The sequence below is a fragment of the Sporosarcina luteola genome (genome assembly GCF_007991495.1).
GTDB classification, from domain to species: domain Bacteria; phylum Bacillota; class Bacilli; order Bacillales_A; family Planococcaceae; genus Sporosarcina; species Sporosarcina luteola.
In genome coordinates this window covers 65073-84773 of sequence record NZ_BJYL01000020.1, presented here as the reverse complement: position 1 = coordinate 84773, position 19701 = coordinate 65073, and the positions used below count along the sequence as shown (strand labels likewise).

20 protein-coding genes, 1 pseudogene and 1 riboswitch are annotated in these 19701 nt (G+C 43.2%); of the genes and pseudogenes, 1 reads left to right on the top strand and 20 read right to left on the bottom strand.

Annotated features, from left to right (window positions below):
- Window positions 1–113: 113 nt before the first annotated feature.
- The 17 genes and pseudogenes from sufU to SLU01_RS07920 all read right to left on the bottom strand — a co-directional run bounded on the left by sufU (window position 114) and on the right by SLU01_RS07920 (window position 15687).
- Window positions 114–551: a Fe-S cluster assembly sulfur transfer protein SufU gene (gene sufU / locus SLU01_RS08000; protein ID WP_147057060.1), complete on the bottom strand. Its 438-nt coding sequence runs from the start codon at window positions 549–551 to the stop codon at window positions 114–116.
- Window positions 551–1771 (bottom strand): cysteine desulfurase, encoded by a 1221-nt coding sequence (locus SLU01_RS07995; RefSeq protein ID WP_147057058.1) that lies wholly within the window; start codon window positions 1769–1771, stop codon window positions 551–553. Before SLU01_RS07995 ends, sufU begins: the two co-directional genes overlap by 1 nt.
- Window positions 1771–3075, bottom strand: coding sequence for a Fe-S cluster assembly protein SufD (sufD, locus tag SLU01_RS07990; RefSeq protein ID WP_147057056.1), 1305 nt, complete (start codon window positions 3073–3075; stop codon window positions 1771–1773). The genes SLU01_RS07995 and sufD overlap by 1 nt, the downstream gene beginning before the upstream one ends.
- Before the next feature lie 18 nt (window positions 3076–3093).
- Complete coding sequence (sufC, locus tag SLU01_RS07985; RefSeq protein WP_147057054.1) at window positions 3094–3873, bottom strand: Fe-S cluster assembly ATPase SufC; 780 nt, start codon at window positions 3871–3873, stop codon at window positions 3094–3096.
- A 263-nt stretch (window positions 3874–4136) separates the two neighbouring features.
- On the bottom strand, window positions 4137–5321 hold the full coding sequence (locus SLU01_RS07980) for a dicarboxylate/amino acid:cation symporter (protein WP_147057052.1): 1185 nt from the start codon (window positions 5319–5321) through the stop codon (window positions 4137–4139).
- A gap of 150 nt (window positions 5322–5471) precedes the next feature.
- Window positions 5472–6326: a MetQ/NlpA family ABC transporter substrate-binding protein gene (locus SLU01_RS07975; RefSeq protein ID WP_147057050.1), complete on the bottom strand. Its 855-nt coding sequence runs from the start codon at window positions 6324–6326 to the stop codon at window positions 5472–5474.
- Between the two features lie 54 nt (window positions 6327–6380).
- Window positions 6381–7049 (bottom strand): methionine ABC transporter permease, encoded by a 669-nt coding sequence (locus SLU01_RS07970; protein ID WP_147057048.1) that lies wholly within the window; start codon window positions 7047–7049, stop codon window positions 6381–6383.
- Window positions 7042–8055 (bottom strand): methionine ABC transporter ATP-binding protein, encoded by a 1014-nt coding sequence (locus SLU01_RS07965; RefSeq protein WP_147057046.1) that lies wholly within the window; start codon window positions 8053–8055, stop codon window positions 7042–7044. The genes SLU01_RS07970 and SLU01_RS07965 overlap by 8 nt, the downstream gene beginning before the upstream one ends.
- Window positions 8056–8153: 98 nt before the next feature.
- Window positions 8154–8258, bottom strand: a riboswitch (SAM riboswitch).
- A 55-nt stretch (window positions 8259–8313) separates the two neighbouring features.
- Complete coding sequence (locus SLU01_RS07960) at window positions 8314–8613, bottom strand: thioredoxin family protein (protein ID WP_373866403.1); 300 nt, start codon at window positions 8611–8613, stop codon at window positions 8314–8316.
- Window positions 8614–8634: 21 nt separating this feature from the next.
- Complete coding sequence (locus SLU01_RS07955; RefSeq protein ID WP_147057042.1) at window positions 8635–8976, bottom strand: toprim domain-containing protein; 342 nt, start codon at window positions 8974–8976, stop codon at window positions 8635–8637.
- Window positions 8977–9037: 61 nt separating this feature from the next.
- Window positions 9038–9421: a glycine cleavage system protein GcvH gene (gene gcvH / locus SLU01_RS07950; protein ID WP_147057040.1), complete on the bottom strand. Its 384-nt coding sequence runs from the start codon at window positions 9419–9421 to the stop codon at window positions 9038–9040.
- Window positions 9422–9509: 88 nt separating this feature from the next.
- A pseudogene (locus tag SLU01_RS18450) lies at window positions 9510–9659 on the bottom strand (arsenate reductase family protein); the annotation flags it as partial.
- Window positions 9660–9719: 60 nt separating this feature from the next.
- Window positions 9720–10637: an oligopeptide ABC transporter permease gene (gene opp4C / locus SLU01_RS07940; RefSeq protein ID WP_147057037.1), complete on the bottom strand. Its 918-nt coding sequence runs from the start codon at window positions 10635–10637 to the stop codon at window positions 9720–9722.
- A 14-nt stretch (window positions 10638–10651) separates the two neighbouring features.
- Complete coding sequence (locus SLU01_RS07935) at window positions 10652–11617, bottom strand: ABC transporter permease (protein WP_147057035.1); 966 nt, start codon at window positions 11615–11617, stop codon at window positions 10652–10654.
- Between the two features lie 68 nt (window positions 11618–11685).
- A complete protein-coding gene (locus SLU01_RS07930; RefSeq protein WP_246110926.1) occupies window positions 11686–13521 on the bottom strand; it encodes a peptide-binding protein in 1836 nt (611 codons plus the stop codon).
- Window positions 13522–13666: 145 nt separating this feature from the next.
- Window positions 13667–14701: an ABC transporter ATP-binding protein gene (locus tag SLU01_RS07925; RefSeq protein ID WP_147057033.1), complete on the bottom strand. Its 1035-nt coding sequence runs from the start codon at window positions 14699–14701 to the stop codon at window positions 13667–13669.
- Window positions 14698–15687, bottom strand: coding sequence for an ABC transporter ATP-binding protein (locus tag SLU01_RS07920; RefSeq protein ID WP_147057031.1), 990 nt, complete (start codon window positions 15685–15687; stop codon window positions 14698–14700). The genes SLU01_RS07925 and SLU01_RS07920 overlap by 4 nt, the downstream gene beginning before the upstream one ends.
- A gap of 235 nt (window positions 15688–15922) precedes the next feature.
- On the opposite strand from SLU01_RS07920, the gene SLU01_RS07915 reads away from it, so the two are divergent.
- The gene (locus tag SLU01_RS07915; RefSeq protein ID WP_147057029.1) at window positions 15923–16132 is read left to right on the top strand and encodes a hypothetical protein; all 210 of its coding nucleotides are present in this window, start codon (window positions 15923–15925) and stop codon (window positions 16130–16132) included.
- Here the strand turns inward: SLU01_RS07915 and SLU01_RS07910 are convergent.
- The 3 genes from SLU01_RS07910 to SLU01_RS07900 all read right to left on the bottom strand — a co-directional run bounded on the left by SLU01_RS07910 (window position 16129) and on the right by SLU01_RS07900 (window position 19678).
- Window positions 16129–16488 (bottom strand): arsenate reductase family protein, encoded by a 360-nt coding sequence (locus tag SLU01_RS07910; RefSeq protein ID WP_147057027.1) that lies wholly within the window; start codon window positions 16486–16488, stop codon window positions 16129–16131. The two genes, SLU01_RS07915 and SLU01_RS07910, sit on opposite strands and share 4 nt — an antisense overlap.
- 73 nt (window positions 16489–16561) lie before the next feature.
- On the bottom strand, window positions 16562–18349 hold the full coding sequence (locus SLU01_RS07905) for an acyl-CoA dehydrogenase FadE (protein WP_147057026.1): 1788 nt from the start codon (window positions 18347–18349) through the stop codon (window positions 16562–16564).
- A gap of 153 nt (window positions 18350–18502) precedes the next feature.
- Complete coding sequence (locus SLU01_RS07900; protein ID WP_147057024.1) at window positions 18503–19678, bottom strand: acetyl-CoA C-acetyltransferase; 1176 nt, start codon at window positions 19676–19678, stop codon at window positions 18503–18505.
- Between the last annotated feature and the right edge of the window lie 23 nt (window positions 19679–19701).

Sequence of the window (19701 nt, the reverse complement as noted above, 5' to 3'; positions counted from 1 at the left end):
TGCCTATAGAAAAGAGCTGACAGTGCTTTGACATAATAAACAATATACCGGATTTCCGCTACTCACCTAACCAACAAGCAGCACAGATAAAGTTCACTGCCAATCCAAGTCTATTACTCAGAATCCTCGCCTACGCCTTTTTCCATTGCTTTCCATGCTAGTGTTGCGCATTTGATGCGCGCAGGGAATTTGGCTACTCCGGAAAGGGCTTCGATGTCGCCAAGGTCGACGGAGTCGTCGATTTCCTTGCCGAGCATCATGTCAGAAAAGATATGAGCATACGTAACTGCAGTATCCACGTCTTTGTTTTTGATGATTTGCGTCATCATCGATGCGGAAGCCATGGAGATTGAGCAGCCTTCTCCTTCAAACTTTGCATCGCGTACGATGCCGTCTTCGACTTTTAATGTCAAATGGATGACATCACCGCATGTTGGATTGTTCATGTCGATTGTGACATTGTTTTCTTCCAAGACGCCTTTATTGCGCGGGTTTTTATAATGATCCATGATGACTGAGCGATAGAGCTGATCTAAATTATTAGTTGGCATTACTCAAAATACTCCTTTGCGATACGGAGTCCTTCTACGAGACGGTCAACGTCTTCTTCTGTGTTATAAACATAGAAGCTTGCACGGGCTGTCGCGGAACATTCAAGACGTTTCATGAGTGGCTGTGCACAATGATGACCTGCTCGAACCGCGATTCCATTCATATCTAGAACAGTAGCCACATCATGTGGGTGAACATTGTCAAGATTGAATGTGACGATACCAGCACGTGCTCCCGGATCTTTCGGGCCGTAAATTTCCAGGCCGTCGATTGTCGACATTTTATCCATTGCAATTGCTGCAAGTTCATGTTCATGCCGCTCAATCTGATCCAGTCCGATCTCTTCTAAAAAGTCGATGGCGGCTCCTAGTCCGATAGCTCCAGCTATAATCGGAGTACCTCCTTCGAATTTCCACGGAAGTTCTTTCCATGTAGATTCGTAAAGGCCGACGAAGTCGATCATTTCTCCACCGAATTCAACAGGCTCCATTTTATTCAATAACTCTTTTTTACCATAGAGGACACCGATTCCAGTAGGTCCACACATTTTATGGCCCGAAAAGGCGAGGAAGTCGCAATCCAAGTCTTGAACATCTAGTTTTAGATGCGGCGCAGCTTGTGCACCGTCAACGACCATCACTGCTCCATGTGCATGCGCAATTTCCGTAATTTCCTTGATCGGATTCATCGTGCCAAGCACATTGGAAACATACATGATTGAAACGATTTTCGTGCGATCCGTAATCGTTTCACGCACTTTCTCTAAAGAAAGAGTGCCGTCATCTTCTAGGTCGATATATTTCAGAACAGCGCCTTTTTCTTTCGCCAGTTGCTGCCATGGAATAATGTTGGAATGGTGTTCCATATGGGTAATGACGATTTCATCGCCTTCGCCGACATTCGCACGGCCGTAGCTTTGGGCAACCATATTAAGTGCAGTCGTAGTACCACGCATGAAGATAATCTCTTGCGTGGACTTTGCATGAATGAATTTACGAACCTTTTCACGGGCTCCTTCATAATGATCGGTTGCACGATTGCCTAACGTATGGACGCCGCGATGGACGTTTGCATTATCAAATCTGTAGTAGTCATTGAGAACCTCAATGACTTGCTGCGGCTTTTGGGAAGTCGCAGCGCTATCTAGGTAAACGAGCGGGTGCCCGTTGATTTCCTGGTCAAGTATCGGGAAATGTTTGCGGATCTCTTTGCTGAGCATTAGCGCACTTTCCTTTCAATAACCTCCGTCAATTGTTTCTTGACACCTTCGATTGGCAATTTGCTCACTACTGGTGCAAGGAAACCATGAATGACGAGGCGTTCAGCTTCCTGTTGCGAAATTCCACGGCTCATCAAGTAGAACAATTGAAGCGGATCTACTCGGCCGACAGATGCTGCGTGTCCTGCTGTAACATCATCTTCATCAATCAAGAGGATTGGATTCGCATCTCCACGAGCTTTTTCGCTTAGCATCAAAATACGGGATTCTTGCACAGCGTTCGATCTCGTAGCACCTTTCGCGATTCTGCCGATCCCGTTAAAAATAGAAGAAGCTGCTTCTTTCATGACACCATGCTTCAGGATGAAACCATCTGTATCAAGTCCCCAGTGAACGATTTCAGAAGTGAAATTCTGTTTCTGGCTGCCTCGGCCGACAACGACTGACTTCATATCGCTAGAAGAACCGTTTCCGACTAGATGAGTGATGTTTTCCGAAATTGTATCACTGTCGTTCATCAAACCTAATGCCCATTCGATGCGGCTGTTCGGTCCAGTGATACCGCGTCGGTTTACATAAGTTGTAAATCCTTTTGCAAGAACATCTACAGCACCGTAGATAACTTTTGCATTGTCTTCTGTAAACACTTCTGCGATGATATTTGCTTGTCCAGCAGCCTCATCAACTGTGGACAGATAGTTTTCAACATATGTTACAGAGCTGTTCGCATCTGCCACGACAATTACGTGATTGAAAAGTGATGCTTGTGCATCATCGTGTAAAAATAGAACTTGCAACGGCTCTTCTACAACTACATTTTTTGGTACATAGACGAACACGCCGCCATTCAGCAACGCTGCGTGAAGTGCAGTGAGTTTATGTTCATCCACTTTAACCCCGTCTGTCATGAAGTATTTCTTCATAAGATCGGCATGTTCACGAGTAGCTGTGAAAATATCTGTTAGAATAACGCCTTGCGCTTTCAATTCATCGGAAAGAGAAATGAATGCAGGTGTATTATTATGTTGTACATAAATATTCTTTTGATCATCACCGACAATTTCCTTCGCTTCAGCCGGAAGTTCCGCAAGTGTAGCGAATGTTGTACTTTCCACTGCATGTGCAGGGAAATCTACAAAGTTCCACTTGTCGATTTTAGTTTTGTCTGGTGTTGGCATAGGAAGCTGTTCCACTTTCGCTAACGCATCAGTGCGGAATTCTGCCATCCAATCGGCTTCATTCATGTTTGCGGAAAAAGAGCGGACGTCCTGTTCGGTCAATGCCATTTTTGTTTCAACCGTCATTTTGAATCGTCCCCTTTCTTATGCTTCTTGTCCAACTGTTTCGTCTTCGATTCCTAATTCTTCTTTGATCCAGTCATAACCGCTCTCTTCAAGTTGTTTCGCAAGCTCTGCTCCGCCTGATTTAACAACTCTGCCTTGCATCATTACGTGGACAAAGTCCGGTGTAATGTAGTTTAGAAGGCGTTGGTAGTGGGTAATAATCAAGCAACCGAAGCCTTCACCGCGCATTTCATTAATTCCTTTGGAAACAACTTTCAATGCATCGATATCAAGACCGGAGTCGATTTCGTCAAGAACTGCAAATTTCGGCTTCAACATCATTAATTGCAGGATTTCATTGCGTTTTTTCTCTCCGCCAGAAAAGCCTTCGTTCAAATAACGCGTTGCCATATCTTGATCCATTTCAAGAACTTCCATTTTGCTGTCCAATTCACGGATGAATTTCATTAGGGAAATTTCGTCGCCCTCTTCACGGCGTGCGTTAATTGCTGAACGCATGAAGTCCGCATTCGTTACACCTGTTATTTCACTTGGGTATTGCATCGCAAGGAAAAGTCCCGCCTGCGCGCGCTCATCCACTTCCATTTCAAGAACGTCTTCTCCGTCAAGAGTGACAGTTCCGGAAGTGACTTCGTATTTCGGGTGACCCATGATTGCGGATGCAAGCGTCGATTTACCGGTTCCGTTCGGTCCCATGATCGCGTGGATCTCACCTGTATTGATTGTTAAATTGACGCCTTTTAATATTTCTTTACCTTCAATTTCGACGTGAAGGTCTTTGATTTCCAAAGTTGCCATTCCAATACCTCCAATATGATAAAGATGAACGGGTAATCCATTCTCTATTTAGTATCATTCTAATTTTAGCCTATTCGGCACTGCCTTGCAAATCATTAAGAACCGTTATCATTTAATTAAGGGATTCCTATGCTATTACATATTCATTATTGGCTTGAAAAGGTCCCAGTCATTTTCAATTATCACCAATTCATTGAGAATCTAGCAGAAAATCTTTCATTGAATTGGAAAAACCGCCTGATAGCATGGCGGTTTTTTGTATATTAATCTTTTTTAGGTGTGAATCGATCCACGATCATTGCCAAGGCGCCGTCTCCCGTGACATTTGTCGCTGTCCCGAAACTATCTTGTGCCATATATAAGGCAATCATTAAAGCTACCATGGATTCATTAAATCCTAGCATCGTGCTAAGTAGACCGACCGCTGCCATAACAGCTCCACCGGGAACTCCTGGTGCAGCAATCATCGTGACGCCGAGCATTAGAATGAATGGAATATAGCTGGACAAGCTCACCGGCATATCATTCATGAGCATGACACCAATGGAACAAGAAACCAATGTGATTGTACTTCCTGACAAATGGATTGTCGCAAACAAAGGAATCGTAAAATCGGTCACTCGTTCCGATGTACCTGTTTGCTTCGCCTGCCTTAGCGTGACCGGAATCGTAGCTGCGGAAGATTGTGTACCGATCGCTGTCATATAAGCGGGAGCCATTGTTTTCATGAGCATTAAAGGATTTCGTTTTGTAAGAGATCCTGCCACTGTATATTGAATCGTCAGCATAAGCAAATGCAATATAATAATCATAATGAAAACGACCGAGAATACAGAAAGAACCTTTGCAACTTCTCCGCTGTATGTCATGTTTAGAAAAATGCCGAAAATATGAAACGGTAGTAAAGGAATAATAACGAATGAAATAACTTTTTCAATTAATACATTAAACTCTTCAAATACGGATAGCATCGATTTACTGCTGATAGAGGCCATACCGATCCCTAAAACAAACGCAAGTAATAGTGCAGACATTACCCCCATAATCGGCATCATTTCGAGTTCAAAAAATGCTTCAGCAGGTGCTTTCCCTGCACTCTCAACAGACTTTGCACCAATGCCGTTAATAAAATTCGGCAAGATATTCGTTGCTGCGAAAAACGCAAGTATTCCAGCAAAAATTGTTGAAGTATAAGCGAACACAGTAGCGAGTCCTAGTAATCTTCCAGAACCGCTGCCAAGTTTAGCGATCCCTGGCGCTATGAATGCAATAATGATCAATGGAACGATGAAATTCAGGAAACCGCCAAAAATCATATTAAATGTCGCTGCTAAACGGGTAAACCAATGTGCAAAACCTTCATGTACTGCTGGTAACAACAGTCCCAATCCTACCGCAAGCCCGATAGCGATAACGATACGCCATATAAGCCCTATCTTTTTCTTCACATCATGTCCTCCTCAAAAATACATATGTATTCATAATTGATGAAACTACTTTACCATACTAAAGAGAGAATAGGAATGCCTTTTTCCAAAAGAAAAAAAGACTGGCAATGATATCGATTTTCGATAAAATTGCCAATCTTAATTTATGATTTATTTTACTGGAACGACCGATCCGCCCCACTCTTCCAACATGAAATCCTGGATTTCTTCAGACGTCAACACTTCTACAAGCGCTTTGATTGCTTCGTTGTTTTCATCACCTGAACGGACTGTGATGACGTTGACATATGGCGAGTCGGTCTCTTCAAGTGCAATCGAGTCTTCCAGCGGATTAATACCTGCATCGATTGCATAGTTGGAATTAATGAGGAGTGCGTCGCCTTCGTCATTCTTATAAAGTGTCGGCATTAGGGCTGCTTCATAATCCGGTTCAAACTTCAAATTCTTCGGGTTGTCTACGATATCTTCAAGTTCAGCTTTAACTTTATCAACACCTTCAGCAAGTGTGATCAATCCTTCTTTTTCAAGCATTTCAAGCACACGGCCATGATCCGAAACAGAGTTGCTCATAAGAACCGTAGCACCGTCCGGCAATTCATCTAGAGATTTATATTTTTTCGAATAAACACCCATCGGTTCAATATGGATTCCTCCGGCGTTGACGAAGTCGTAGCCAAAATCAGCAATTTGACTTTCCAAGTAAGGGATGGTCTGGAAATAGTTCGCATCTAATTGACCTGATTCTAAATCTTTGTTCGGCAATATATAGTCTTGATACGTTTCGATTTCCAAGTCATAGCCTTTTTCTTTCAACAATGGCTTCACTTTTTCCAAAATGACTGCATGAGGTGTGTTTGAAGCGCCAATGACGATTTTCGTCTGCTCCCCTTTATCGCCAGAACCATTCTTGCTTCCGCTAGCGCCCTCTTCTTTATCTTTCGCTCCGCATGCCGCCAAAGCGAGCACAAGAACCGTCAATAGTAATGCGGATATTATCTTCTTCATAATTCATCTCTCCATTCATAGATGTTTTTTATAATTAACAGGAAGTCCTGCAAATTAACGCTTGTCCATTTTTTTTACCGCTATGTCACCAATAATCTGAATCGCAAATACGATAATCAGAATTATGATGGTTGCGACGATCATCACATCAGTTCGGCTTCGCTGGAACCCTTCATAGTACGCAAGGTTCCCTAGACCGCCAGCCCCAATGACACCTGCCATCGCCGTATAACCGACGAGCGCAATCGAAGTGACCGTAATCCCTGAAATGAGGGCCGGCATCGATTCAGGCAACAACACTTTGAAGATGATTGTGCTTGTTTTTGCACCCATGGATCTTGCAGCTTCAATGACACCTTTGTCAATTTCACGCAAGCCGATCATAACCATCCGTGCATAAAACGGAGCAGCTCCGATGACGAGCGCCGGGATGGCTGCTTCCGGACCGCGCATCGATCCGACAAACAAGGTCGTGAACGGAATCAATAGAATGATTAAAATAATGAAAGGAATAGACCGGAAAATATTGACGAACGCCCCCGTTACACCGTAAACGAGTTTATTTTTCCAAAGCTGTCCGGGGCTCGATAAGAATAGCAGTACACCAAGGACAAGTCCGAAAATGAATGTATATAATGTGGAAACTCCTGTCATATACAATGTTTCAACAGTTGCTTCCCACATTTTCTCCCAATTGACATGTGGTAATAATTCCTCAATCATTGCCGATCACCTCCGTCCGTACGCCTTGTTCATGAAGATGGGCAATCGCTTCTTCAATTTCTTTTTCATGACCGATCAGTTGCAAAATAAGCGTTCCATACGCCCCGCCCTTCGTGTGGGAAATGTTCCCCTGGACGATGCTCACTTCTATTGGAAACGTACGGATCAAACTGGCTAGTACAGGCTGTTCCGTCCGCTCGCCGACGAATACAAGTTTGACGAGAGTTCCGGTTGGTAGATGCGCGATTGCCTGCTCGGTTCCAGATGGTTCCGTCACCTGCGAAACAAATCGTTTCGTAATCGGCGCTTCAGGTGATTGAAACACTTCAAGAACAGAACCGGTTTCAACTACCTTCCCCGCTTCCATGACAGCGACTTGATGGCAGATCTTCCGAATGACATGCATTTCATGGGTGATCAGCACGATCGTCAAGCCAAGCCGTTCATTGATACTTGTCAATAAATCAAGGATGGAATCCGTCGTTTCAGGGTCCAGCGCTGACGTCGCTTCGTCACAAAGCAACACTTCAGGATCATTGGCCAATGCCCTTGCAATTCCGACACGTTGCTTTTGCCCACCTGATAATTCCGAAGGGTAAGCGTTCTCCCTTCCCTTTAAACCGACCAACTCAATTAACTCATTCACCTTTTTTTCACGTTCAGTCTTTTTAATCCCCGCAATCTCCAACGGAAAGGAAATGTTTTGCTTCACTGTACGTGACCAAAGTAAGTTGAAATGTTGGAAGATCATGCTTATTTTCTGTCTTGCTTCTCTTAATTTCTTATTGCTGACTGAGGACATTTCATAGCCCGCGATTGTTACAGTTCCCGATGAAGGCTTTTCAAGACCATTCAATAGTCGGATTAACGTACTTTTCCCTGCTCCGCTATAACCGATGATGCCGAAGATTTCGCCTTCCTCAATGTCCAAATTCACTTGATCGACTGCGTTAATCGCATTCGCACCCGCACCAAATTTTTTATTTACATCTGTTAACTGGATCATTTAATTCACCTCTGTATAATTATGCCCAATAAATAAAAGCCTTTCCGCAGATAAGCAGAAAGGCTATAACGTCATATATAAAAAAACGTCCATCCGATCTCTCATCTCTCAAAGCAAACGCTTTGCGTGACTTGGCACCATTTCACTTCCGTGACGGTTGCCGGGCTTCATAGGGCACTTCCCTCCACCTCTCTTTATAAGAGCGACGATATTCAATTAAGTTAATAGATACATTTATATCATGGAGCCGAACCGATGTCAACTTAACTTTTCAAGTAAATACGGAACAGAGTGGAATGCATAGATTTTGTGAACGACTTTTCCACCTTCTTGAATGAGTAAACACGGAACGCTTTCGATTTCATAGTCAATTGCAAGGTCCTCAACATAATTCAAATCAGCTTTGCCAATCGGCAAGTCCGTTTTCATGGCAGCAATGACTTCCACCATTTTGGACGCGACTAAACAAGTGCCGCACATTGGTGTGTATAAATAAAACACGGATTTCGGAAAATCAATTTTGCTAGCTTCCCAATGCCCACGTGTCCAATTTTCAATAGTAACCATTTTTATTCACCTTCAGAGTAAGAATTCGGGATGTATTTCAAAGTTTTCAGCAAGAAGGATTGATGCGAGCACACGATAGGGGGTCGTCTCAACTTGTTTGTAGACACGTTCGGTATAGAGATGGATTGCTTCTGGATAGGCTCTTTTGAAGAGTGTACGGATTTTCTCCCCGGATTCGTCGGCGTCAAAAAAGACAAACAGCTCACAGTCCTCATAAGGCATGAGCATTTCTTCAATGCGATAAGGACTCACAGTCCCATTCGTACAAATGATTTCAACTTGCTCCGCCAACACCTTTTGCAGCCTTTGCCGATCAGACGCACCTTCAACGATGAGAACTCTACGAAATTCCATTTTCCGCCTCCTGAATTATTGAAAAAAGCGCCGGAATTATCCCCAGCGCCTTCTTAGAAAATTACTCTCCGACAGTCATTTTGTCGTAGTCTTCAGCAGACATTAATGCGTCAATTTCTGACTGGTCAGATGCTTCAACTACGATCATCCATGCACCTTCGTATGGAGACTCGTTCACCAATTCAGGGCTGTCTTCCAATTCTTCGTTCACTTCTACAACTTTACCGCTTATAGGAGCATATAATTCAGATACAGTTTTTACCGATTCAACACTTCCGAATGGCTCGTCCGATTTCACTTCGTCGCCAACTTGTGGAAGTTCAACAAAAACGATATCGCCAAGCTCGGATTGTGCAAAATGCGTAATACCGATGCGATATTTACCATTCTCATCTTTTACCCATTCATGTTCTTCAGAATAACGCAAATCTTTAGGTGTGCTCATCCCGTACCCCTCCATAAGTATACATTTATTTATTTCTATTCAATTCTCACATATTTCAATGATAAAGACAAGTGAGTTATTTCGCTCCTCATACCTCTTTCAAACGGTCTTCATTGAAACCGACAGTCACTTTTAAGCCATCTGTCACAATCGGTCTTTTCATGAACATGCAGACAGTAGACAAACAGCGAAATTTCGGTGTTTGCCTACTGTCTTTTTTCTTATAAAATCGTGTTAAATTTGAGTAAGTAGATGCCTACCGAAAAGGGAACCATACTGGTTTTATTTGATATGCATTTTAACGTCTATCACTCTTTGGATCAAACGCGTCTCTTAGCCCGTCCCCAATGAAATTGATGCTGAGAACCGTTAGGAGAATTGCGAGACCTGGTGGAATCCATGCTTCAGGATGATACCGTAGTATACGTAGCCCTTGTGCCTCTGAAATCATATTTCCCCATGTTGGTGTCGGTTGGGGAATTCCCATGCCGATGAAGCTAAGTCCGGATTCGACGATAATCATTGCAGCCATTAATAAAGTCGCATTTACAATAATCGGCCCAATTGCATTTGGCAAAAAGTGTCTAAAGATGATTCTGAAGTCGCTTGCACCGATTGCCCTTGCACCAAGGACAAATTCCTGTTCACGTAAAGAAAGGAAAGTACCACGAATAATCCTCGACAATGTCGGCCAACTTGTAACTGCAATGATGACAACGAACAGCCCGATCGTAACTTTTTTCAAAAGGGCAATGATTGTCAGCGCCAAGACGAGAAAAGGTAAAGCTAGAAACAAATCCGTAATCCGCATAATGATGCTATCGATTTTTCCGCCGTAATAACCACTAAGTGTCCCGAAAATCATGCCTAACAAGACGGTGAAAACCATTGTACTAATACCGATGGTCAATGAAACTCTTGCACCGTATAGCAATCTCGAGAAATTATCGCGACCCGAGCTATCCGTTCCTAGAATGTGTTCTTTGCTTGGCTTTTGCTCAACCTTTAAAAGATTATGCGCTTTCGGATCATGGTCCGTCAAGAGAGGTGCAAAAACCGCTGACCCTATGATAATGATGAGAACAATCATGCCTGCGATGGCGAGCTTGTTTTTCAGGAATCGCCGAAGAGATAACTGAAAAGGACTTCGATGTTTCCTTCTTGTTTCAATCTGAAGTTCATCAAGTTGATTTTCTTTTTCATTAACCGTACGCATATATTCTCACCACCTCAGTCATAGCGAATCCTCGGATCTACGACGCTATAAAATATATCTGCCAACAAATTTCCTACAAGAATGGCAACTCCCAGTAAAAGAGTAATCGCCATGACGACTGGATAATCCCGGTTAATGACGGAGCCTATGAAAAGGGTGCCAATGCCAGGAAAGTTGAAAACCTGTTCAGTAATAATTGCTCCGCCAAGTAAAGGGCCCAGTTCCATGCCGAGTAATGTGATAACCGGAATTAGCGCGTTGCGAAGTGTATGTTTGTAAAGAACGTTATTGTTCGACATCCCTTTCGCTTTGGCTGTTCTAATAAAATCACTGCCAAGAACGTCCATTACCTCGGATCGCATATAACGCATGTAACTGGCTGTACTTGCCAACCCAAGCGTCAACCCTGGTAAAATCATGTGATGAATTCTATCTTGGAACTCTGCAAAGCCTGTTAGTTTATTGGAAGAAAGTGTCCCTTGAGCAGGAAACCATCCTAGTTTGATGGAGAATAAGTAGATGACAACCAGACCAAAGAAAAAGTTTGGAACGGCTAGTCCAAAAAAGCCGAATGTCGTTGATCCGTAATCCAACAGTGAGTATGGATGTCGTGCGGAATAGATCCCAATAGGAATCGCGACTAGTAAAGTAATAAAGAGTGCGAATAACCCTAAATATACTGTGTTTAGGAAGCGCTCTTTAATTAGACTCTCAACGGATCTGCCTTTATAAGTAATTGACTCACCGAAACTGCCTTGTACAATTTTTCCTGCCCAGCGCAAATATTGGACTGGAATCGGTTTGTCCAAACCAAGCTCCGCCCTTTGCTTCTCATATACCTCCATGCCGACTTCCGGATCAAGAATCTTGCCTGAAAATGGGTCACCAGGAGCTGCCTTTGCTAAGCCGAAAACGATGATTGATAATGCAAGTAACATTGGGATGAATTGTAAAATTCGTCTTATTATATATTGATACATTCGTTTTCCCCCTACCTAGGAAGGAGGAGAGTATACGATTGACGTATACCCTCCATATTTCCTTCAAGTTATTCCGCGTCCTCGACCCACCATTCATGCGCATCTTGGTACATGGAATGTGGAAGAATCTTGATACCCTGAATACGATCATTGTATGCCCATAGACTGTTTTGCGCGTAAAGGAGCAATGCCGGCAATTCTTCAGAGAAATGTTTTTGCCATTCAGCATAGACTTTAGAACGGTAATCTTGATCAAAAGCGTCAGGAGCTTTTACAGCTTTTTGCATTAACTCCTCAGATGTAGGACTGTTCCAACGGGAGAAGTTGTAACCCGCTTTAGTCGCCCATAGACCAGCTGGATCTGGATCTGTACTACTTAAGCTCCAACCAATGAGGTAAAGATCCCAATCCGTATTGTCATCTGTCAAACCAGGTACATAAACTGACATTTCAGCAGGTTGGCGTAGGTTTACCTTAATACCCACATTTTCTAAGTCTGATTGAAGGATAGGAGCAGAACGTTCACGTAGTTCGTTTCCAGTAGGATAATCAAAATTCAATATCCATTCTTTGCCTTCCGGATCTTCTCGGAAGCCGTCGCCTGTAACATCAACATAGCCGAGGTCATCTAAAATTTGTCCAGCTTTGTCAGGGTCATATTCATATGCGGTAGCCGAAGATTCGTCATATGCCCACATTTGTTGTGCGATTGGCGAATTGATCGGCTGTCCACGGCCATGTAACAGACCTTCCCCATGCCCAGAACCAACAAGACCTTGACGGTTAACTGCGTGAGCAATTGCTTGACGCACTTTAGGGTCAGACAATTTTTTGTTCGGGACCCAATTATCAGGATTCAATGCACCCGACTCTACATCAGCTGTCGTTCTGTGGTTCAGCTTGAAGCCCATTAGTTGATAGCCAAAGTCAGCTTGTTCAATTATTTCAATGTTTCCGAAGTCAGCTACAATGTCATGATCAGCTGGAGCAATCCCGCCAGGACTTGCTACAAAGTCAATCTCACCTTTTTCAAGCAGTCCGATCATGACAGATTGTGCAACTACTTTCCAAACAATGCTGTCTAAGTGCGGAGCACCTTGCCAATAATCTTCATTGCGCTCAAGAATATATTGTTCGCGTTCAATCATATCAGTGAATTTGAAAGGCCCGGTACCAATTACTTTGCCAGGATCTTTTGATTCAGCAGCTTCGGGAATATCCTTAACAGAAATAGAACTGAAAATGTGTTCAGGGATAATTGGGAAGCTCGCATAGTAAAGTGGCGATACGTTCGGTTCAGCGAACTTAAATGTCACTTTATAGTCCCCATCTGCTACTACTCCTTCAAACACATCCGTTTCTCCTGATTGATAGGCTTCGTATCCGAGTAAAGGAGCTACGTAATTTACTCGTACACCACCAGCGTTTTCATATTCAGGATCGGACATTGCTTGATAAGTGTAGACAACATCATCAGCTGTAAAGTCCTCTCCATCATGCCATTTCACGCCTTCTTTCAAGAAAAACGTGATTTCAGTTTGATCATCATTTACTTCCCACTTTTCCGCAAGGCTTGATATGAATTCAAGTTTCTCATTTTGTGTTACTAAACCTTCATGTGTAAAGTCTAAAATGTTTGCCTCATAAGCTTCTTCATAAAAGATCGGATTGAACATTCCTGCTGGTGCAGAATACATCGCACCTACAATTGTTCCTCCGTCTTTTGGTCCACTGTCAACTGATGCATCTTCTTCACCGTCATCCGTTTCCGACACGTCAGTAGATGTTGACTCATTCGGATCACTTAGTTCCTTATCATCATCCTTGTTACATGCTGCTAAAATTGTTCCTATCATCAACAATAAAATCAGAAGAGCAAATCTGTGTTTAAAATGTTTTAACAAAATAGCGTCCCCCTTTATTTACTTTAGTTGTAGAACAAAATGAACCCTTGCAGCAATTATTTATCCACGAAACACCCCCTAAAAGTAACTGCATGAATTAGTAAAATGAAACTCATATGAAGTTATCATGGATGCTAAAGTATATTTATCTTTCACTATATAAATGACAAGCTACGAAATGGTCCTTCTCAATTTCTATAAGTTCAGGTCTGTCAATAGCGCACCGATCGTGAACCTTAGGACATCGAGTTCTAAACGTGCACCCTGAAGGTGGGTTAGCTGGGCTAGGTAAATCCCCTTCAAGTTTGATCCTTTCTTTCTTTGCATTTTCTTCATTCAAGTCAATGATTGGAATGGAAGAGAGTAATGCTTGTGTGTATGGATGCAATGCGTTTTCGTATAATTGTTTTTTTGGTGCGACTTCTGCAAACCTTCCTAAATACATGACAGCTACACGATCACTAATGTGTTTTACGACACTCAAATCATGTGCGATGAATAAGTAAGTAAGCCCTAAATCGTCTTGTAAATCTTTCATTAAATTAAGAACTTGAGCTTGAATTGATACATCCAGGGCGGATACAGGCTCATCGCAAATAACAAAATTCGGATTAAGAACAAGTGCACGTGCGATACTGATTCGTTGTCTTTGACCCCCAGAAAATTCATGAGGATATTTTTGCAAGTCATCTTTACGTAATCCGACTTTCTCAAGAACCTCTAGCACCTTTTGTTTACGTGCAGGTTTTGCCAACTTCCCCTGGACAAGCAAAGGCTCTTCAATAAGCTGTTCAATACTCATTTTGGAATTCAAGGATGCGAACGGATCTTGGAAGACCATTTGCATGTCCTCCCGGATAGGTCTGATTTGTCGTTGACTTAAATTGGTGATATCAGTCTGATTAAAGATAATCTGACCAGACGTCGGATCTAGCAATCTGATAAGAACCCGCCCGAGTGTGGATTTTCCAGAACCCGATTCACCGACGATACCTAACGTCTCACCTTTACGGATAGTGAAAGAAACATCGTCAACTGCTTTTAATTGCCCGACCGTTTTCTGCAAAATACCACCTTTAATAGAAAAATACTTTTTCACATTGCGCACGTCGACGAGAACATCCTCATCTATCGACCGTTTTTCATCAATAGCCCCTTGCTGTTTTGTCACCATCGTCATTGACGCTCGCCTCCTTCTTCATAAAGATGACAGCGAACAAGATGATCTGTGTCATATTGAAGTAACTCCGGATTCACCTGTTTGCATTTTTCCATTACAAATGGACAGCGGGTCGAAAACCTACAGCCTACTGGGAAGTTATATGCCGCAGGGACAGTACCTTTGATAGTTCCTAATCGTTCTACATCTTCATCCATTTTAGGCAAGCTGCTCAACAAACCTTTTGTATAGGGGTGTTTCGCGAGAGATAAGAGCTGCTTTGTAGGGGCTTGTTCAACGATTTGCCCGCCATACATGACAATGACTTTGTCGGTATATTCATAGACAACGCCCAAATCATGAGTAATGAGAAGAAGCGCCATGTTATAACGCTTTTGCATCTCAAGGAGCAAATCTAATATTTGGGCCTGAATTGTAACATCCAGCGCTGTAGTTGGTTCGTCGGCGATAATGAGTTCAGGCTCACATGAGATTGCCATTGCAATCATCACACGCTGTCTCATTCCACCCGAAAGTTGATGTGGATATTCTTTGGTAATCTGTTCGGGGCGAGGGATACCGACAATTCTAAGTAATTCAATTGCCTTCTGTTCTGCAATTTGCTTAGACACCTTTTTATGTTTCCGGACCATTTCGGTAATCTGATTGCCAATCGTGAAGACAGGATTTAAAGCAGTCATAGGTTCTTGGAAAATCATTCCAATATGATTGCCACGGATAGTCGTCATCTGTTTCGGTTTTAAATTTAGCAGATCTTTATCCTTTACGTGAATACTGCCTTCCACAATCCGACCTGGCTTGTTAATCAATTGCATAATGGACAGCGCGGTTATACTTTTCCCACTTCCCGATTCGCCGACAATCGCCACAGTTTCCCCTGGGTAAACAGAAAAGGTGACGTCATCTACCGCTTTTGCAACTAACCCTTGTTCCAAATAGAAATACGTTTTTAACTTTTGAACATCCAATACCGGCAGACTACTCATATAGACACTCCATTCCTTTTGGTAAAATCACAAGTCTTTGAGAATTGGGATAGACTACAAGTCAGTAGATTTCAAATTTAATAAATCTGATTGTTATATATAACCCTAACCACGGTAAACTGAATTGTCAATCAATTATTTTGTAATATATTGTAAAGTTTAGTGGATTAATGTTGGACTTTGTATTTTCAGGGATATTATTCGTGCCAGTAAATTTTCGGAGGACGAAATATTAGTGGATTTATTGGATAAAATGACATTAAAAAGAAATGAAAGAATTGTTAAAGCAAACGAAAATAGTGAAATAGTACACAGTATTAACTACAAAAAAACCGCCTTACATGTTGAAATTACAACATGTAAGGCGATTTTTGGTGTCAAAGATGCATGCAATTTCCATTCATGTTTGACATATTCTGATGCAAACGACAAGAAAGCATACTAAGCTTTCCAAACTTCTTCAAACTGGTCTTCCTTAAAGCCGACCGTCACTTTTGAGCCATCTGTCACAATCGGTCTTTTAATGAGCATGCCATCTGTGGAAAGGAGCTCGATCTTTTCATCATCCGTCATTTCAGGTAGTTTATCTTTTAAGTTCAATTCTCGGAACTTCATCCCACTGACATTAAAAAATTTCTTTATGTCAAGGTTTGAATTTTCGATCATGCGTTGAAGCTCTTCCTTTGTCGGCGGGTTCTCGACAATATTGTTATCAATGAATTCCAAGTTGTTCGTTTCCAACCACTTTGTCGCTTTTCTGCAAGTCCCGCACTTAGGATAACCATAATAGGTCAATGTCATCTCACAACACCTCCATTTTCTCCAGTATAACAGAGAATCCACCCAGGAATGAACTGTCCTGGGTGGTGTGTGATCAAACGATATATTTTTCAGCGTCAATCAATTTGACAGATGCTTCACGTTTTTTCGCGATGAGATTATATGGATTTGAACGAGTGAGCTTGCGAAGAGCCGAAAGCATCATACGTTGGTTGTCTCCATCGACAGAAGCAAGCAGTGTTTCCTTTGCATCCTTTTCGATGGCTTCGAATGCCTCTTGACAGAAGATTTCTGTGTAAAGGATTTTTTGTTGTTCTTTCTCTTCGCCATTTTTAGCAATTGCTTTTTCTGTACGCAGAAGTGCAGATTCCATTGCAAAGATATTATTTGCAATGTCAGCAATATTTACAAGCACTTCTTGTTCAGCGTCAAGCTTCGTGCCAAAGCGTTGTGCAGCCATTCCAGCTGCAAGCAAACCGATTTTCTTCGCATTTTTCACAAGCACTTTTTCTTGCGCAAGTGCTTCGTCAGCGATCTCTTCAGGCATCATCATCAGAAGTTCTTCCTGCAGGCTTTGTGCTTGTTCAAGCAATGGCAGTTCGCCTTTCATCGCTTTTTTCAAGAATGTACCTGGAACGATCATACGGTTAATTTCATTCGTACCTTCAAAAATACGGTTGATGCGTGAGTCGCGGTAAATGCGCTCCACTTCATACTCTTGCATGAATCCGTAACCGCCGTGTAATTGGACAGCTTCATCCGCAATATAGTCAAGAACTTCAGAGCCGACTACTTTGTTGATGGAGCATTCGATAGCGTATTCAGCGATTGAAGCTGCAACCGCTTTTCCATCTTTCTGCTGCTCCGGCGTCATTTGGCTGTTACGCTCTTCGAAGTACCCAACTGTACGGTAGATTAAGCTTTCTGTTGCATATAGCTTAGAAGCCATTGTCGCAAGTTTTTCTTTCGTCAAGTTGAATGAAGAAATCGGTGTCTTGAACTGTTGACGTTGGTTCGCATAGCTGATTGCAAGTTCAAGTGCACGTTTGGATCCGCCAATTGTGCCTACGCCTAATTTATAACGGCCGATATTCAAAATGTTGAATGCGATAATATGCCCTCTGCCCACTTCACCTAATAGGTTCTCAACTGGAACTTGTGCATCTTCGAGAATTAATGTACGTGTGGAAGATGACTTGATGCCCATCTTTTTCTCTTCAGCGCCTACAGATACGCCAGGGAATTCTTTTTCAACGATGAATGCAGAGAATTTATCTCCATCTACTTTAGCGTAAACGACGAATACATCCGCAAATCCAGCGTTTGTAATCCATTGTTTTTCACCGTTTAATACATAGTGCGTGCCTGCTTCGTTCAATTTCGCAGTCGTTTTTGCACCAAGTGCATCTGAACCGGAACCTGGCTCTGTTAACGCATAGGCAGAGATTTTGTCGCCTGAAACAGAGTTCGGCAAGTATTTTTTCTTTTGTTCTTCGTTACCGAATAGGACGATTGGCAATGTACCGATACCTACGTGTGCGCCGTGTGTGATGGAGAAACCGCCAGCTACGGACATTTTTTCGGCGATTAGCGCGGATGAGATTTTATCGAGGCCGAGGCCGTCGTATTCTTCAGGTACGTCAGCTCCGAGAAGACCGAGGTCCCCAGCGGATTTCAAAAGTTTGACGGAGTGCTCGAACTCATGGTTTTCTAAGTTTTCGACGACAGGAAGTACTTCGTTTTTCACGTAGTCTTCTGTTGTTTTGGCGATCATTTTTTGCTCGTCGGAAAAGTCTTCTGGTGTGAATACGCGTGAAGCGTCGATGTCTTCGATGAGGAAGGCTCCTCCACGGATTAACTCATTTATTTTAGTTTCAGTCATTGTATACTCCTCCTTGTTTTTCATGAAATATCTTTATAATCGGATTTCCGTTCCAGGCGGACGCTTTCCACTTCAATCCTTAGTGTCAGCTTCAAAAACGCATAAACCTTCGTAAACACGCATAAATCCCATCAAGAGCTCGTAAAGTGCCTCTTATAACATTTCAAACACACCAGCAGCACCCATTCCACCGCCGATGCACATTGTGACGACGCCGAATTGTTTGCCTTGGCGTTTGAGTTCGTTCATGAGACGCAGTGTTAGTACTGAGCCTGTCGCGCCTAGCGGATGGCCGAGTGCGATGGCGCCGCCGTTGACGTTTACTTTATCCATGTCGAGGCCTAGGTGGCGGATGACTTGGAGTGATTGGGATGCGAATGCTTCGTTCAGCTCCCAAAGGTCGATGTCCTCGATGGATAGTCCAGCGAGTTTCAATGCTTTTGGAACGGCTTCGATTGGGCCGATTCCCATTACTTCGGGTGGCACGCCGCCTACTGCGAATGAACGGAATTTAGCGATCGGCTTCAAGCCTTTGCCTTCTGCAATTTCGCGATCCATGACGAGGACGGATGCCGCGCCGTCGGATGTTTGAGAAGCGTTTCCGGCCGTGACAGAGCCTTTCACGGAGAATGCAGGACGGAGTTTCGCCAACACTTCCATTGATGTGCCTTGGCGAACGCCTTCATCCATCTCGAACATGACGGTTTTCTCTTCGTATTTTCCTTTTTCATTCACAAATCGTTTTACGACTTCGACAGGGACGATTTCGTCTACGAATTTGCCTGCTGCGATGGCTGCTGCTGCTTTTTTATGTGAACGGACTGCAAAAGCGTCCTGGTCTTCGCGGCTTACGCCATATTTTACTGCGACTTGTTCAGCTGTGTGGCCCATTCCCATATAATATTGCGGTGCCGTTTCAGCCAATTTGAAGTTCGGTCGGATCGTGTTCCCCATCATAGGAACCATGCTCATTGACTCGACACCGCCTGCGATGATTGCCTCTGAGTGACCGAGCATGACACGCTCCGCCGCGTAGGCGATTGATTGGAGACCTGAAGAACAAAAACGGTTGACAGTGATTGCCGGCGTCGTATCAGGCAATCCGGCGAGCGCGCCGATATTGCGCGCTACGTTCATGCCTTGTTCCGCTTCCGGCATTGCACAACCCATAATTAAGTCATCTATTGGTCCATCGTATCCATTTGCACGTTTCAACGTTTCTTTAATTGCCAATGCACCCAAATCGTCCGGACGCACGGTTGCAAGAGATCCGCGGCCCGCTTTTCCGACCGGCGTTCTTGCACCTGCTACAATTACTGCTTCACGCATTCGACTTCCTCCTTTTTGCTCCT

Coding starts and splice junctions, on each gene's coding strand:
- sufU (WP_147057060.1), bottom strand. CDS start 551: ATGCCAACTAATAATTTAGATCAGCTCTATCGCTCAGTCATCATGGAT.
- SLU01_RS07995 (WP_147057058.1), bottom strand. CDS start 1,771: ATGCTCAGCAAAGAGATCCGCAAACATTTCCCGATACTTGACCAGGAA.
- sufD (WP_147057056.1), bottom strand. CDS start 3,075: ATGACGGTTGAAACAAAAATGGCATTGACCGAACAGGACGTCCGCTCT.
- sufC (WP_147057054.1), bottom strand. CDS start 3,873: ATGGCAACTTTGGAAATCAAAGACCTTCACGTCGAAATTGAAGGTAAA.
- SLU01_RS07975 (WP_147057050.1), bottom strand. CDS start 6,326: ATGAAGAAGATAATATCCGCATTACTATTGACGGTTCTTGTGCTCGCT.
- SLU01_RS07970 (WP_147057048.1), bottom strand. CDS start 7,049: ATGATTGAGGAATTATTACCACATGTCAATTGGGAGAAAATGTGGGAA.
- SLU01_RS07965 (WP_147057046.1), bottom strand. CDS start 8,055: ATGATCCAGTTAACAGATGTAAATAAAAAATTTGGTGCGGGTGCGAAT.
- SLU01_RS07955 (WP_147057042.1), bottom strand. CDS start 8,976: ATGGAATTTCGTAGAGTTCTCATCGTTGAAGGTGCGTCTGATCGGCAA.
- gcvH (WP_147057040.1), bottom strand. CDS start 9,421: ATGAGCACACCTAAAGATTTGCGTTATTCTGAAGAACATGAATGGGTA.
- opp4C (WP_147057037.1), bottom strand. CDS start 10,637: ATGCGTACGGTTAATGAAAAAGAAAATCAACTTGATGAACTTCAGATT.
- SLU01_RS07935 (WP_147057035.1), bottom strand. CDS start 11,617: ATGTATCAATATATAATAAGACGAATTTTACAATTCATCCCAATGTTA.
- SLU01_RS07925 (WP_147057033.1), bottom strand. CDS start 14,701: ATGACGATGGTGACAAAACAGCAAGGGGCTATTGATGAAAAACGGTCG.
- SLU01_RS07920 (WP_147057031.1), bottom strand. CDS start 15,687: ATGAGTAGTCTGCCGGTATTGGATGTTCAAAAGTTAAAAACGTATTTC.
- SLU01_RS07910 (WP_147057027.1), bottom strand. CDS start 16,488: ATGACATTGACCTATTATGGTTATCCTAAGTGCGGGACTTGCAGAAAA.
- SLU01_RS07905 (WP_147057026.1), bottom strand. CDS start 18,349: ATGACTGAAACTAAAATAAATGAGTTAATCCGTGGAGGAGCCTTCCTC.
- SLU01_RS07900 (WP_147057024.1), bottom strand. CDS start 19,678: ATGCGTGAAGCAGTAATTGTAGCAGGTGCAAGAACGCCGGTCGGAAAA.